The organism is Streptomyces sp. T39, from assembly GCF_008042045.1.
Taxonomy (GTDB): domain Bacteria; phylum Actinomycetota; class Actinomycetes; order Streptomycetales; family Streptomycetaceae; genus Streptomyces.
Genome location: NZ_RDBP01000012.1, coordinates 2784227 through 2798543, shown reverse-complemented (window position 1 = coordinate 2798543; position 14317 = coordinate 2784227). Strand labels below are relative to the sequence as shown.

General features: G+C 73.7%; 10 protein-coding genes. 3 read left to right on the top strand and 7 right to left on the bottom strand.

Annotated features, from left to right (window positions below):
• Positions 1–38 precede the first annotated feature (38 nt).
• The 4 genes from ilvN to EAO77_RS13715 form a co-directional block, all read right to left on the bottom strand.
• Positions 39–563 (bottom strand): acetolactate synthase small subunit, encoded by a 525-nt coding sequence (ilvN, locus tag EAO77_RS13735; protein ID WP_147988273.1) that lies wholly within the window; start codon positions 561–563, stop codon positions 39–41.
• Between the two features lie 18 nt (positions 564–581).
• Entirely contained in the window at positions 582–2441 is a 1860-nt protein-coding gene (locus tag EAO77_RS13730; protein ID WP_187283211.1) for an acetolactate synthase large subunit, read from the bottom strand.
• Positions 2442–2658: 217 nt separating this feature from the next.
• A complete protein-coding gene (locus EAO77_RS13725; RefSeq protein WP_187283210.1) occupies positions 2659–5472 on the bottom strand; it encodes a putative bifunctional diguanylate cyclase/phosphodiesterase in 2814 nt (937 codons plus the stop codon).
• 400 nt (positions 5473–5872) lie between these two features.
• Positions 5873–6826: a 2-hydroxyacid dehydrogenase gene (locus tag EAO77_RS13715; protein WP_147988270.1), complete on the bottom strand. Its 954-nt coding sequence runs from the start codon at positions 6824–6826 to the stop codon at positions 5873–5875.
• Between the two features lie 76 nt (positions 6827–6902).
• Between EAO77_RS13715 and EAO77_RS13710 the strand changes: the two genes are divergently transcribed.
• Positions 6903–7901, top strand: a complete 999-nt coding sequence (locus tag EAO77_RS13710; protein ID WP_147988269.1) for an aldo/keto reductase — start codon at positions 6903–6905, stop codon at positions 7899–7901.
• A gap of 139 nt (positions 7902–8040) precedes the next feature.
• The gene (locus EAO77_RS13705; protein ID WP_147989121.1) at positions 8041–9201 is read left to right on the top strand and encodes a PQQ-dependent sugar dehydrogenase; all 1161 of its coding nucleotides are present in this window, start codon (positions 8041–8043) and stop codon (positions 9199–9201) included.
• A gap of 233 nt (positions 9202–9434) precedes the next feature.
• Here EAO77_RS13705 and EAO77_RS13700 read toward each other — a convergent pair whose 3' ends face one another.
• The 3 genes from EAO77_RS13700 to EAO77_RS39975 form a co-directional block, all read right to left on the bottom strand.
• Complete coding sequence (locus tag EAO77_RS13700) at positions 9435–12518, bottom strand: helix-turn-helix transcriptional regulator (protein ID WP_147989120.1); 3084 nt, start codon at positions 12516–12518, stop codon at positions 9435–9437.
• A 101-nt stretch (positions 12519–12619) separates the two neighbouring features.
• Positions 12620–12793 carry a hypothetical protein gene (locus tag EAO77_RS38605; RefSeq protein WP_187283209.1) on the bottom strand — a complete coding sequence of 58 codons (174 nt, stop codon included), beginning with the start codon at positions 12791–12793 and terminating at the stop codon, positions 12620–12622.
• 259 nt (positions 12794–13052) lie between these two features.
• Positions 13053–14213, bottom strand: a complete 1161-nt coding sequence (locus tag EAO77_RS39975) for a serine hydrolase domain-containing protein (RefSeq protein WP_147988268.1) — start codon at positions 14211–14213, stop codon at positions 13053–13055.
• Between EAO77_RS39975 and EAO77_RS39970 the strand changes: the two genes are divergently transcribed.
• On the top strand, positions 14119–14317 hold a 199-nt coding region (locus EAO77_RS39970), incomplete at its 3' end, for a serine hydrolase (protein ID WP_147989119.1). The two genes, EAO77_RS39975 and EAO77_RS39970, sit on opposite strands and share 95 nt — an antisense overlap.

Sequence of the window (14317 nt, the reverse complement as noted above, 5' to 3'; positions counted from 1 at the left end):
CGGGGTCTCGCCTGGCGAGAAGGGTCCCGGGCGTTCCGTTACGCGGAACGGTCCAGGGCGCGCAGCGAGCGGTCCGTGATGGACCGGGCGCCACGCCCTATGGCGATCGTGCCGGACTGGACGAGTTCCTTGATGCCGAACTGCTCCAGCATCTTGAGCATCGCCTCCAGCTTGTCACTCGAACCGGTGGCCTCGATGGTGACGGCCTCGGGCGAGACGTCCACGGTCTTGGCGCGGAAGAGCTGGACGATCTCGACGATCTGCGAGCGGGTCTCGTTGTCGGCGCGGACCTTCACCAGGACCAGTTCGCGCTGGATCGCGGCGGCCGGCTCCAGCTCGACGATCTTCAGGACGTTGACCAGCTTGTTGAGCTGCTTGGTCACCTGCTCCAGGGGCAGGCTCTCCACGTTCACCACGATGGTGATGCGGGAGATGTCGGGGTGCTCGGTGACACCGACCGCGAGCGAGTCGATGTTGAAGCCGCGGCGGGAGAAGAGCGCGGCGATCCGGGCGAGGATGCCGGGGGTGTTCTCGACCAGGACCGAGAGCGTGTGCTTGGACATGTTTCTGATCGCTCTCTCTCAGTCGTCTTCGTTGTCGCCGAAGTCGGGACGGACACCGCGGGCGGCCATGACCTCGTCGTTGGAGGTGCCGGCGGCGACCATCGGCCACACCATGGCGTCCTCGTGGACGATGAAGTCGATGACCACGGGCCGGTCGTTGATCGCGTTCGCCTCCGCGATGACCTTGTCCAGGTCGTCCGGGGACTCGCAGCGGATCGCGTGGCAGCCCATGGCCTCGGACAGCATCACGAAGTCCGGGACGCGGGTGCCCTGCGAGGGCTGCTTGCCGTCGGCCCCCGGCCCGGAGTGCAGGACGGTATTGGAGTAGCGCTGGTTGTAGAAGAGGGTCTGCCACTGGCGGACCATGCCGAGGGCGCCGTTGTTGATGATGGCGACCTTGATCGGGATGTTGTTCAGCGCGCAGGTGACCAGCTCCTGGTTGGTCATCTGGAAGCAGCCGTCGCCGTCGATCGCCCAGACCGTGCGGTCCGGCTGCCCGGCCTTGGCGCCCATGGCGGCCGGGACCGCGTACCCCATCGTCCCGGCGCCGCCCGAGTTGAGCCAGGTGGCGGGCTTCTCGTAGTCGATGAAGTGGGCGGCCCACATCTGGTGCTGGCCGACACCCGCGGCGAAGATCGTGCCCTCGGGGGCGAGTTCGCCGATGCGCTTGATCACCTGCTGGGGGGCGAGGCTGCCGTCGCCGGGCTGCTCGAAGCCGAGCGGGTAGGTCTCGCGCCAGCGGTTGAGGTCCTTCCACCAGGCGGTGTAGTCGCCGGTGTGGCCGTCGTTGTGCTCGGCCTGGACGGCCTGGACCAGGTCGGCGATGACCTCACGGGCGTCGCCCACGATCGGGACGTCGGCGGTGCGGTTCTTGCCGATCTCCGCCGGGTCGATGTCGGCGTGGACGATCTTGGCGTACGGCGCGAAGCTGTCCAGCTTGCCGGTGACGCGGTCGTCGAAGCGGGCGCCGAGGGCGACGATCAGGTCGGCCTTCTGCAGCGCGGTGACGGCGGTGACCGCCCCGTGCATGCCCGGCATCCCCACGTGCAGCGGGTGGCTGTCGGGGAACGCGCCCAGCGCCATCAGGGTGGTGGTGACGGGGGCTCCGGTGAGCTCGGCGAGCACCTTCAGCTCGGCGGTGGCCCCGGCCTTGAGGACTCCGCCGCCGACGTACAGGACCGGACGGCGGGCCGCGGTGATCAGCTTGGCGGCCTCGCGGATCTGCTTGGCGTGCGGCTTGGTGACCGGGCGGTAGCCGGGCAGGTCGGCCTGCGGCGGCCAGCTGAAGGTCGTCTTCGCCTGGAGGGCGTCCTTGGCGATGTCGACGAGGACGGGGCCCGGGCGGCCGGTGGAGGCGATGTGGAACGCCTCGGCGATGGTGCGCGGGATGTCCTCGGCCTTGGTGACCAGGAAGTTGTGCTTGGTGATCGGCATGGTGATGCCGCAGATGTCCGCCTCCTGGAAGGCGTCCGTACCGATCGCCTTGGAGGCGACCTGGCCGGTGATCGCGACCAGCGGCACGGAGTCCATGTGCGCGTCGGCGATCGGGGTGACCAGGTTGGTCGCGCCGGGACCCGAGGTCGCCATGCAGACGCCGACATTGCCGGTGGCCTGCGCGTAGCCGGTGGCGGCGTGGCCGGCCCCCTGCTCGTGGCGCACCAGGACGTGGCGGACCTTCGCGGAGTCCATCATCGGGTCGTACGCCGGGAGGATGGCGCCGCCCGGAATGCCGAAGACCGTCTCGGCCCCCACTTCCTCCAGAGAGCGAATGAGGGACTGCGCGCCCGTGACGTGTTCCACGGCGGCGGCGGGCTGCCCGCCGCTACGGGCCCGCGGCTGAGGATGGTGGGCCCCGGAGGCCTGCTCGGTCATCGGCATTCTCTTCTCGATGCTGAGGGTTTTTGCGAGGGTTTGGTGCGACTTCTGGCTGTGCCGGTGCAACAAAAAACCCCTCGTGCCGTGAGGCAAGCGAGGGGAGCGCGTCGGAGGTGTCCGCGGAGCTGTCTTCAGGCAGCTCCGCTCAGCCGACGCGCTTTCCAAGTACGAGAATTCGGGTGCGCATGGCACTGACCCTCCCCCCGACGCGCCGTCACTGTCAAGTGGGTGGGACACGCGTCTCACTATTCGAGCCGTTGCGGGCCTGCGGGATGCCGGCGGTGAGCACCGGCAGGGCCATCCCGGCGGGCACCGGGTACTCGTCCCTGACCAGGGCGCGGCGCAGCCGGTACTCGTCCAGCGGCCCCGAGAACGCCATGCCCTGGCCGTGGGTGCAGCCCATCGCGCGCAGCGCGAGGACCTGTTCGGGCACGTCCACCCCGTCGGCCACCGAGTGCATGCCGAGGTCGCGGGCGATGCGCAGCAGACCGCTGGTGATCTTGTGCAGCCTGGCCGACTCGACGACGCCCTCGACCAGGCCGCGGTCGAGCTTGAGCACGTCCACCGGAAGCCGTCGCAGCGCGTTGATGGCCGCGTAGCCGCTGCCGAAGCCGTCGAGTGCGATCCGCACGCCGAGTCTGCGCAGGGCGACCAGCCGCTGCTCCAGCTCGTCGAAGGAGATCCGCGGGTCGCTGTCGGCGAGCTCGATCACCAGGGCGCCGGAGGGCAGCTGGTGGCGGGTGAGCAGGGCCTCGATCGACCCCAGCGGCAGCGACCTGTCGAGCAGCAGGCGTGCCGAGAGCCGGACGGACACCGGGGTCGCGTGGCCGAGTCTGCCGCGCTCGGCGGCCTGCTCGACGGCCTCCTCCAGGAGCCAGCGGCCCAGTTCTGCGGCGCGGCTGCCCTCGTCGGCGACGCGGAGGAACTCGGCCGGGGTGAACAGGATGCCCTGGGCCGATCTCCAGCGCGCCTGGGCCGAGACGGCGGCGATCCGGCCGGTGGTCAGGCTCACCACCGGCTGGTGCAGCAGGGCGAACTCGCCGTCGTGCAGCGCGGTGCGGAGCTTGGCGGCCAGCTCGGTGCGGCGGACGACGTCGGCCTGCATCTGGGGCGCGTAGAGCTCCACGCGGTCCTTGCCGCCCGCCTTGGCCCGGTACATGGCGAGGTCCGCGTTGCGCATGAGGTCGGTGGGGTCGATGGAGGGCTCGGCGAAGGCGACGCCGATCGAGGCGGCCACCCGCACCTCGGTGCCGTCGATGGTGTACGGCTGGGAGAGCATCAGCCGCAGCCGGTCGGCGATCTCGTGGACCTGGAGCTCGCGGGCGCTCTGGTCGCAGCCGCCGTCGCCGACGATCAGCGCGGCGAACTCGTCGCCGCCGAGGCGGGCCGCGGTGTCCCCGGCCCGTACGGATTCGGCCAGTCTCCGGGCGGCCTGGATCAGCAGCTCGTCCCCCGCCTGATGGCCGAGACGGTCGTTGACGCCCTTGAAGCCGTCGAGGTCGATGAAGAGCACCGCGGTGCCCTGGTCGCCCGCCCTGCGGCCCGCCAGGGCACCGCGCACCCGGGCGGTGAACAGGGCCCTGTTGGGCAGGTCGGTGAGCGGGTCGTGCTCCGCGTTGTGCTGCAGCTGGGCCTGGAGGCGCACCCGCTCGGTGACGTCCCGGCTGTTGAAGATCAGCCCGCCCTGGTGGCGGCTGACGGTGGACTCCACATTCAGCCAGGTGCCCGATCCGGAGCGGAAGCGGCACTCCATCCTGGTGGTGGGCTCGTCGGCGGCGTGGGCGGCGAGGAACCTGCGCAACTCGTGGACGACCCGCCCGAGGTCCTCCGGGTGGATCAGCGAGGCCAGTTCGGACCCGACGAGCTCCTCGGCGTCCCGGCCGTAGACCTTGGTCGCCGCGGGCGACACGTAGCGCAGCACACCGGAGGGGGCGGCGATCATGATGACGTCGCTGGACCCCTGGACCAGGGAGCGGAAGTGGTTCTCCTTCTGGGCCAGTTCCTGGGCGAGGGCGATGTTGTCCAGGAGCATGATGCCCTGGCGCACCACGAGCGCGAGGACGACCGTGCACGCGGTGATGACGACGACCCGGTCGACCCGGCGGTCCTCGGTGACGCTGTAGAGGATGCCCAGCGTGCACACGGCCGCGGCGAGGTACGGGGTCAGGGCGGCGAGCGAGCCGCCCAGCGGCCGCCCCGGCCGCCGCGGACCGCCCGGGCGGCCGCCGGTGGCGCGGCTCGCGTGGCGGGCGCCCCAGGGGGCGTACGCGAGCAGCAGGGAGCCGGCGAACCAGCCCGCGTCCAGGAGCTGGCCGGAGCGGTAGCTCTCGCGCAGCAGCGGTGAGGTGAACAGCGCGTCGCACACCACGGTGAGGGCGAGCCCGGCGATCGCCGTGTTCACCGCCGAGCGGTTGGCCGGCGAGCGCCTGAAGTGCAGGGCGAGCACCATGCTGACGAGCACGATGTCGAGCAGCGGGTAGGCGAGCGCGAGGGCCGCGGGAGCCACGCTCTCGCCCCGGGCGTGCGCGGTGTGCGCGAGGGCGAGGCTCCAGGACAGGGTCAGCAGCGAGCCGCCGATCAGCCAGGCGTCGAGACCGAGGCAGACCCAGCCGGAGCGGGAGACCGGCCGCTTGGCGAGCACCAGCAGGCCCACGATGGCCGGCGGCGCGAAGCACATGAAGAACAGGTCGGCGGCGGACGGGCTGGGCACGGGCCGGGCGAGCACCACCTCGTACCAGCCCCAGACGGCGTTCCCCGCACAGGCCATGAACGAGGAGAGCGAGAACAGCAGCCAGGCGGAGCGGAAGCGGCAGTCCTCGGCGCGGGCGTAGAGCAGACAGGAGACGGCCGCGACCAGGGCGGCGGCGCTCAGTCCGAAATCGCCCATGACGAGGGCGAGTTGCCGTGAGCCCCAGCCGAGGGCCGCGCCCACGCCGTAGGCGGCGCAGAGGGCTGCGAGCACCAGCTGGTGGCGCAGCACCGCGGTACCGGCCGGGACCGCGTCCCGGGCCATCAGGGCCCCCGGGGCGCTCACCGGACCGCCTCCCCTCGCGCCGTGGGGGGCTGCGGCCGTGTCGGGTGCGCCACCGGCCGGTGCGCGGGACACGGCGCGCGCCTCGCGGAGCGGGGCCGCCGCCCCCGGGCCGGCGCCTGGGCGCCGGGCAGTCGTCGTCGGCGCACCCGCCGCGTCGGTTCGTCGGTCCATCGGCCCTGCATCGCCCGTCGCCCCCCTCAGGTGTGATCCGCATTCGGTGCCCGGCAGTGCGCGCAGCGGCACCGCCCCTCGCCTCCGGTGCACCCCCAGGTCGGGACGATACACCAATATGGTCACTCAGGGACATAGTGCATCTACTCTCCGTGACGACCTGCGACAATGAGGGCACGCGGCGCATTCGGGTGACTCCGCAGGGTGTTCACGCGCCCGCGCCTCGCGGTCAGGCGCCGGTGGTCGTCACCACGTTCCGCAGCGGGCTCCCCGCGGCGAAACGCGTCACCTGATCGGCGATCAGCCGCTGCGCCCGGGGCATGAACGCCGAGGTGGAGCCGCCGACATGAGGACTGATCAGCACACCGGGCGCGTGCCAGAGCGGGTGTCCCGCCGGCAGCGGCTCGGGGTCGGTGACGTCGAGCGCCGCCCTGAGCCGGCCGCTCTCCACCTCCGCGAGCAGCGCCTTCGTCTCGACGACCGGTCCGCGGGCGACGTTCACCAGCAGCGCCCCGTCCTTCATCCGGGCCAGGAAGTCCGCCCCGGCCAGGCCCTTCGTCTGCGCGGTCAGCGGCGTGGAGAGGATCACGACGTCGGCGTCGGGGAGCAGGTCCGGCAGATCGGCGAGTGCGCGCACTTCGCCGCGCTCCGTTGTCCGGGCGGAGCGCGCGACGCGCGCCACCCGCGCGCACTCGAAGGGTGCGAGCCGGTCCTCGATGGCCGCGCCGATCGAGCCGTAGCCCACGATGAGCACAGATTTGTCGGCGAGCGCCGGGTAGAAGCCCGAGCGCCACTCCTCGGCACGCTGCCCGTCCACGAAGGACGGGATGCCGCGCAGCGAGGCGAGGACCAGGGCGAGGGTGAGCTCGGCGGTCGACGCCTCGTGGACCCCCTTGGCGTTGCACAGGCGCACACCCGCCGGCAGTCCCGCCAGGGCGGGCTGCACATGGTCGGTGCCGGCGGACAGGGTCTGGACGACGCGTACGGAGCGCATCTCCGGCAGCGGGCGTACGGCGACGTCGGCGCCGCGCATGTACGGCACGGTGTAGAAGACGCAGTCGGCGGGATCGGCCGGGAAGTCGGGGCCGCCGTTCCAGAAACGGTAGGAGAGGCCGGACTCGGCGGTCGGGGGCAGGCCGTCGATCCCGTCGGCGTCGACGGGGAGCCACACATCGGAAGTCATGCTCAGGAGGCTATGCGAAGGCCGCTCGTACGCAGTGGTTAAGTTCTGGGGGCGGCCGAGCGGAAGGTACGGGGAGTTGGAGCGCAGGACGATCGGTGCGGCGGCCCTCGGCGTGGGCGCCGTGGGGCTCGGGTGCATGCCGATGAGCTGGGCGTACACGGGCTCCGAGCAGCGCGGGGAACGCTCGCTGCGCGCGGTGCACGCCGCGCTGGACGCGGGGACGACGCTGCTGGACACGGCGGACATGTACGGGCCGTTCACCAATGAGCTGCTGCTCGGCAGGGCACTCCGGCAACGCCGCGGCGACGCCTTCCTGTCGACGAAGGTGGGGCTGCTCCTCGGCGACCAGCACATGGTCGCCAACGGCCGCCCCGGGTACGTGAGACGGGCCTGCGACGCCTCGCTGCGCAGGCTCCAGACGGATGTGATCGATCTCTACCAGCTGCACCGGGCAGACCCGGAGGTGCCGGTGGAGGAGACCTGGGGCGCGATGGCCGAGCTGGTGTCCGCGGGCAAGGTGCGGGCGCTCGGGCTGTGCGCGGTCGGCGCCGGAGCGCGGCGCCGGTCCGGCGCCGACCCCCATGAGCAGACGGTCCGGCAACTGGAGCGGGTGCAGCAGGTCTTCCCGGTGAGCGCGGTGCAGGCGGAGCTGTCGGTGTGGGCGCCCGAGGCGCTGCGCCGGCTGCTGCCGTGGTGCGAGGCGCGCGGGGTGGGCTTCCTGGCGGCGATGCCGCTGGGGAGCGGCTTCCTCACCGGGACGCTCACACCCGGCCAGGGCTTCGAGGCGGACGACGCCCGGGCACGGCACCCCCGTTTCACCGCGGAGATGATGGCCGCGAACCAGCCCGTGGTCGCCGGGCTGCGCAGGGTGGCCGCCCGGCACGGCCCCGGCACCACCCCGGCGGCCGTGGCGCTCGCCTGGGTGCTGCGGCAGGGCCGCCACGTGGTGCCCGTCCCCGGCACGAAGCGTCCCGAGTGGGCGGTGCAGAACGCGAAAGCGGCCGCGCTGACCCTGACGGACGCGGACCTGGCGGAGATCGCGGCGCTCCCGGCGGCTCTGGGATCCTGGGACTGAGCCGCCGGACGGCAGGCGATCGGGAAGATCGGGAACCTTCGGGCGGGCCCGGGTGTATGAACAACTGACAGGCGTGTCGTCCCGTCCGCCGGACGACGCGAGCAGCCGTCGAAGGGATTCCACCGTGCACCGTCCAGCTCTGCCGGCCGCTCTGGCCGCCGCCGTGCTCGTCCTCGCGGCCGGCTGCTCGTCGGGCGGCGGCGACACCTCCGGGCGCGGCCCGGCCGGCCCCTCCCCGGCGTCCTCGTCCGCCTCGCCGTCCGACGCCGCCGCCAGTCCTTCGCCCTCGCCGTCCGGGCCGCCCGCGAAGGGCTCCGTGACCGTGACCGCCACCCTCACCGGGGACCTGGAGTCCCCCTGGGGCGTGGCAGCGCTGCCGGGCGGGGACCTGCTCGTCGCCTCCCGCGACGGCGGCACGATCTCCCGGGTGTCCGCCGACGGCGGCGAGAAGACCGAGATCGGGTCGGTGCCGGGCGTCGCCCCCGGCGGCGAGGGCGGGCTGCTGGGCCTCGCGGTCTCCCCGTCGTTCGCCTCCGACCAGATGGTGTACGCGTATTTCACCACCGCGTCCGACAACCGCATCGCCCGCATGCTCTACGACGAGAGCAAGCCGGCCGGACAGCAGCTGGGCGCCCCGGACACCGTGCTGCGCGGCATCCCCAAGGGCGTGGTGCACAACGGCGGCCGGATCGCGTTCGGCCCGGACAAGATGCTGTACGCGGGCACCGGCGAGACCGGCGAGACGGGCCTCGCCCAGGACAAGGAGTCGCTGGGCGGCAAGATCCTGCGCATGACCCCGGACGGCCGTCCCGTGCACGGCAACCCGGACGCCGACTCGGTCGTCTACTCCTACGGTCACCGCAATGTGCAGGGCCTCGCCTGGGACGCCGACAAGCGCCTGTGGGCAGCGGAGTTCGGGCAGAACACCTGGGACGAGCTGAACCTGATCGAGCCGGGCCGGAACTACGGGTGGCCGGAGGCCGAGGGCAAGGCGGGCGAGGCGGGCTTCGTCGATCCGGTGGCGCAGTGGCGGACCGAGGAGGCGTCGCCGAGCGGCATCGCCTACGCGGCGGGGTCGATCTGGATGGCCGGGCTGCGCGGCGAACGCCTCTGGCGGATCCCGCTCGCCGGGGCGGATGCCTCCGCGAAGCCCCAGGCGTTCCTGGAGGAGGAGTACGGCCGTCTGCGCACGGTGGTGGCCGCGGGCGGCGACGGGCTGTGGCTCGTCACCAGCGAGACCGACGGCCGCGGCACGCCCGGCGGGGGCGACGACCGGATCCTCCGGCTGGAGGTCCGGTAGCGGGTGGCCCGCGCGGTGGGGGAGCGTCCGACGGTATCCTCGCGCCGGGGCGGCGGCACACGGAAAGCGGGCGACGGCGTCCGGCCCCTGCCCCGGGTCGGTGCCGGTGACGTCGACCGGGGCGGGGGGCGGTGACGTCGATCGAAGCGGGGGCCGGTGGCATCGACCGGGCTGGCGCCGGTGGCGTCGACCGGGGCGGGGGCCGGTGGACCCGGGCTCGGGCAGGGTGACGATCAGGGCGCCGCGGGAGTCTCCTGCAGAAGATCGGTGAACAGCCGCAGCCGGTGCGCCATGGCGGCCGCCTCCCCGCGCCCGGACACGCCCAGCTTGGCGAGGATGTTGGAGACGTGGACGCTCGCCGTCTTCGGCGAGATGTAGAGCTCCTCGGCGATACGGCGGTTGCTGTGCCCGGCCGCGACCAGGCGGAGCACGTCCTGCTCGCGTGGGGTGAGCCCCAGGGCGGACGTGTCGGCCTCGGGCGCCGGTGCGGCCGCCTCGGCCGGGGCCTCGGCGTCCGTGAGCGCGATACGGGCCCGGCGGGCGAGCAGGGCGAGGTCCTCGGTCAGCGGCCGGGCCCCCAGTTCGCGGGCGGCCGTCGCGGCCCGGCGCAGCAGGTCGGTGGCCAGGGCGCGGTCCTCCCCGCCGCCGGCCGCGGCCCGGTGCAGCAGCGCCTCGGCGGCGCGGCGGCGCACCAGGGCGAGGTCGTACGGGCGCCCCAGCGGTTCGAACGCCGTGACGGCCTCGGCCCAGTCGGCGGGGGTGTCCTCGCCGTCGGCCCTGCGCAGCTCCGCGCGCACCCAGCGCTCGTGGGCCGTCCACACGGGGACGGCGGTGACCAGGCGGCGGGCCGCGGCACGGATGCGGCCGAGCGCGTCGGCGCGGCCGGCCTCCGCGGCGGGCAGCCCCCGGGTGTCGGCCTCCAGCGTCGCGGCGGCGCGCAGCAGCGGCCAGGCGAAGCACTGGGTGCCGGGTGGGAAGCCGCCTTCGGCCGCCCGCTCCAGTTCGGCGCGCGCGTCGGCGAGACGGCCCTCGGCCGCGGCGATGCGCAGGGCGATGGTGGCCAGCGGCAGATTGGTCTGGGGCATGGGGTTGTGCGGGCCGAAGTGGCGCTGAGCGGCGGCGAGGCGCTCGGACGCGGTCGCGGTGTCGCCCCGTTCGACGGCCAGCAGCGCGAGCAGGGCCGAGGCGTAGCCGCGGGGCATCGGACTGGTCCCCACCCGCAGGGCACGCTCGGCGGCCTCGTCGGCCTCCTGCCAGTGGCCGAGCGCGAGGTTGGTCTCCGCGATGTTGCTCAGCACCCACGCCTCGGTGTCCAGCAGTCCGTAGCGCCGGGTGTGCCCGATGCCTTCGAGGAGGATCTCCATCGCCTCGGCGGAACGCCCCACGCTGTGCAGGACGGAGGGCAGGTTCACATGGGTGCGGCCGATGTGGCCGGGCAGGCAGAGCGCCAGCACCCGGTCCTTGACGTCGTACATCTCCTTGAGGCCGCCCTCGACGTCCCCCGAGTCGACCATGAGGCTGCCGCGGGTGAGGCGTGCCTTCAGTTCGATGTCCTCGTCGCCGACCATCCGCGCGTAGTCGACGGCCCGCTCGGCGGTGGCGAGGCTCTCGGGGCCGGGCCGGTGGGTCATCCCCCAGGCGGCGGCGTCCGCGAGGACCTCGGCGTGCACCGCGGAGGGCGGCAGCCCGCGCACGAGCTGCTGAGCGGTGTCCAGTTCGGCCCAGCCGTCGCCCCGGCCGAGCGAGGAGACCAGCCGGGAGCGCTGCACGGAGAACCACGCGGCACGCAGCTGGTCGCCCTCCGACTCGGCGAGCCGCTGCCCTCTCTTGCTGATCTTGTAGGCGCGTTCGCGCTCTCCGCAGAGGCGGCCGGCGAGCGACGCCTCGGCCATCAGGTCGAGATAGCGCAGGGGTGTGGTCGCCGGGTCGCAGCCGCACGGCGGGTAGACCTCGACGTGGTCGACGGGGCGCAGCCGGTCGCGCACCTCGTCGGGTGCGTCGTCCCACAGCTCCATCGCCCGCTCCAGCAGGCTCAGTTGCTCCGCGTAGGCGTGCCGGCGGCGGGCGACGACGGAGGCGGCCAGGACCGCGGGCAGTGCCTTGGCCGGGTTGTTCGCCCGATACCAGTAGGTCGCGAGGCGGGTGGCGCGCGCCTCGTCGCCCACCAGCGCCGGGTCGGCCTCCAGGGCTTCGGCGTACCGGCGGTTGAGGCGGGAGCGCTCGCCGGGGAGCAGGTCGTCGCTGACGGCCTCACGGGCGAGCGAGTGCCGGAAGCGGTAGCCGTCGCCCTCGGGGGTGGCGAGCAGGATGTTGGCGCCCACGGCCGCGCGCAGCGCCTCGTCCAGGTCGTCGTCGGGCAGACCGGCGACCGCGTGCAGCAGGCCGTGCTCGACGGTGGACCCGCCCTCGGCGAGGATGCGGGCGACCCGCTGGGTGTCCTCGGTCAGCGCCTCGATGCGCACGAGGAGGATGTCGCGCAGCGAGTCGGGCAGACCGGAGCAGGAGTCGTCGCTGAGGCTGGCGGCGAGCTCCTCGACGAAGAAGGCGTTGCCGTCGGAGCGTTCGAAGACCCGGTCCACGAGGGCGGGGGCCGGCTCGTCGGCGAGGATGCCGGCCATCTGCCGTCCGACCTCGGACCGGTTGAAGCGGGTGAGCTCCAGGCGCTGGACGGTGCGGGTGCGGTCGAGCTCCGCGAGGAAGGGGCGCAGCGGGTGGCGCCGGTGGACGTCGTCCGAGCGATAGGTGGCGATGAGCAGCAGGCGCCCGCGCCGCAGGGTGCGCAGGAGGTACGCCAGCAGATGGCGGGTGGACGCCTCGGACCAGTGCAGGTCCTCCAGGACCAGGACGACCGTGTGCTCGGCCGAGACGCGCTCCAGCAGCCGGGCGGTCAGCTCGAAGAGGCGCGCGGTGCCGGACTCGTCGGGGCGCCCGGCCTCCGCTCCGGTGCCCAGTTCGGGCAGCAGCCGGGCCAGTTCGTCCTCCTGGCCGGCGGCGGCCTCCGCGAACGCCTCGGGCAGCTGCCGCCGCAGGGCGCGCATCGCGGCCGAGAACGCGGCGAACGGCAGCCCGTCCGCGCCGATCTCGACGCAGCCGCCGACGGCGGTGACGGCTCCTTGCCGGCACGCCTCGGCGAGCAGTTCCTCGACGAGCCGGGTCTTGCCGACACCCGCCTCGCCGCCGATCAGCAGCGCCTGCGGTTCGCCGCAGGAGCGCGGATCCCCCGCGGTACGGGTCAGGGCGTCGGCGAGCACGGCCAGTTCGCCGGCGCGGCCGACGAACACCGGGCTGACGGATCTGGTCTCCACACCGCTGAGCATCGCACAGGAGTCCGACAACGCGGGCGGGCGGACCGCCGCCGCGGCCCGCCCCTTCTCCCCGGTCCCCACCGGGGCGTCGTTCCCGCGTGCGGCGCGCAGGATCACGCCGCGCGGGTGAAGCGGTCGTCGGGCGACCGGCTCACCCGCCCCTCCTCGTCCTTGCGTCCGCGTCTCGCGGTGCGGCGGACGGCCGCCACCTCCCGCACGAGGCGCCGCTCCTCGGCCTCGCGGATCAGTTCGGCGCGGTGCATCTCATGGATCTCGTAGTGCAGCACGGTGTGCTCCCCGGTTCGGCTGGTTCCGCGGCGTCTGCCGCCGGTACCGACTCTCGTCCCCGAGGCGGGGTCCGCGCATCGGGCGGGTGCCGCATCTGCCGCGGCGCCCCGCCTTAGACGGGGCGCGGGACGTCCTCCGGGAGGCCGGGATCCTCCCCCGGGGGCCTCAGAACCGGGGCCCGGGGGCCTCAGACCGCCACCGGGCCGGCCGCTCGGGCGCGCAGGCGCCTGCCCGCGAGCCCCGGTGCTCAGGTGCTGCTCAGGTGCGCAGCAGCGTGCAGACGGCGTCCTCCTGGATGTCCCGGACGGTGCTCAGCAGGGCGGGCGCCACGGCCGAGTTGATCTGCCGGGTCAGCGAGAACGTGAGGGAGTACCTGCCGTCCGGGGTGGCGGCGACGAGCTGGGTGTAGCCGGGGAAGTTGCCGGTGTGCCCGAGGACGACGCCGCAGCGCGTGGTGTAGCGGAAGATGGCGAGACCCGCCTGGTTGGCGCCGGGCCCGGCGGGCTCGGACGCGCCCGGCACCCAGCGGCGCTGCTCGCGGACGACGGCCGGGGAGGTCAGGACGCCCGGGGCGTAGCCGCGGATGAAGCGGGTCATGTCACGGGGCGTGGAGACGATGCCGCCCGACGCCCACACGCCCGAGGCGCTGAGGACCTCGCTGATGTCCTCCGGCGGCGCGGGCGGATCGACGTCGTAGCCGTGGAGGTACGGCTCGGGCATCTCGTAGCCCTGCGGGAGGCTGGTGTTCCGCAGGCCGAGCGGCCGGTGGACGATCCGGCGCAGGAGCTCCTCGTAGGGGCGCCCGGTCACGGCCTCGGCCATCAGGGCCACGGCGATGTTGTCGGAGTTGGAGTACAGGTAGCGCGAGCCGGGGGCGAAGGCCAGGGGCTCGCCGGCGACGAACCGCAGCAGGCGCCGCGAGTCGAAGTGGCGGCGCGGGTCCTCGTTGACGAGACGCTGGAACTCGGGCGCCGTGGTGTAGTCCGGCAGGCCGCTCGTGTGCTGGAGGAGCTGACGCAGGGTGACGGCGTGCCAGGCGCGCGGCAGGCGGGGCAGGCGCCCGCCGATCGTGTCGTCGAGGCGGAGCCGGCCCTCCGCCACCAGATGCAGTGCCACGGCGCCGCTGAACGCCTTGGCCGTGCTGGCGATCCGCATGTGGTCGTCGATCCGGGGCGGGCGGCCGGTGGACAGGTCGGCCGTGCCGGCCCGCAGCACGCGCTGGCGTCTGTCGTCCCGCAGCACGACCACGGCGCCCGGCGGGCCGTCCTGCCTGCGGACCAGGGCGTCCAGGCGCTTCTGCAGGGTCCGCACGGAGACGGGCGCCGTGGTCGTGCTGCGGGACGACAGACGCCAGCGCGTGCTGCGGGCCGGCACGGCCGACCTGTCCACCGGCCGCCCGCCCCGGATCGACGACCACATGCGGATCGCCAGCACGGCCAAGGCGTTCAGCGGCGCCGTGGCACTGCATCTGGTGGCGGAGGGCCGGCTCCGCCTCGACGACACGATCGGCGGGCGCCTGCCCC

Bases quoted from the DNA above. Each gene is read 5' to 3' on its own strand.
- EAO77_RS13730 (WP_187283211.1), bottom strand. From the start codon at position 2,441: ATGCCGATGACCGAGCAGGCCTCCGGGGCCCACCATCCTCAGCCGCGG.
- EAO77_RS13715 (WP_147988270.1), bottom strand. From the start codon at position 6,826: ATGACTTCCGATGTGTGGCTCCCCGTCGACGCCGACGGGATCGACGGC.
- EAO77_RS39975 (WP_147988268.1), bottom strand. From the start codon at position 14,213: ATGTGGTCGTCGATCCGGGGCGGGCGGCCGGTGGACAGGTCGGCCGTG.
- EAO77_RS13700 (WP_147989120.1), bottom strand. From the start codon at position 12,518: ATGCTCAGCGGTGTGGAGACCAGATCCGTCAGCCCGGTGTTCGTCGGC.
- ilvN (WP_147988273.1), bottom strand. From the start codon at position 563: ATGTCCAAGCACACGCTCTCGGTCCTGGTCGAGAACACCCCCGGCATC.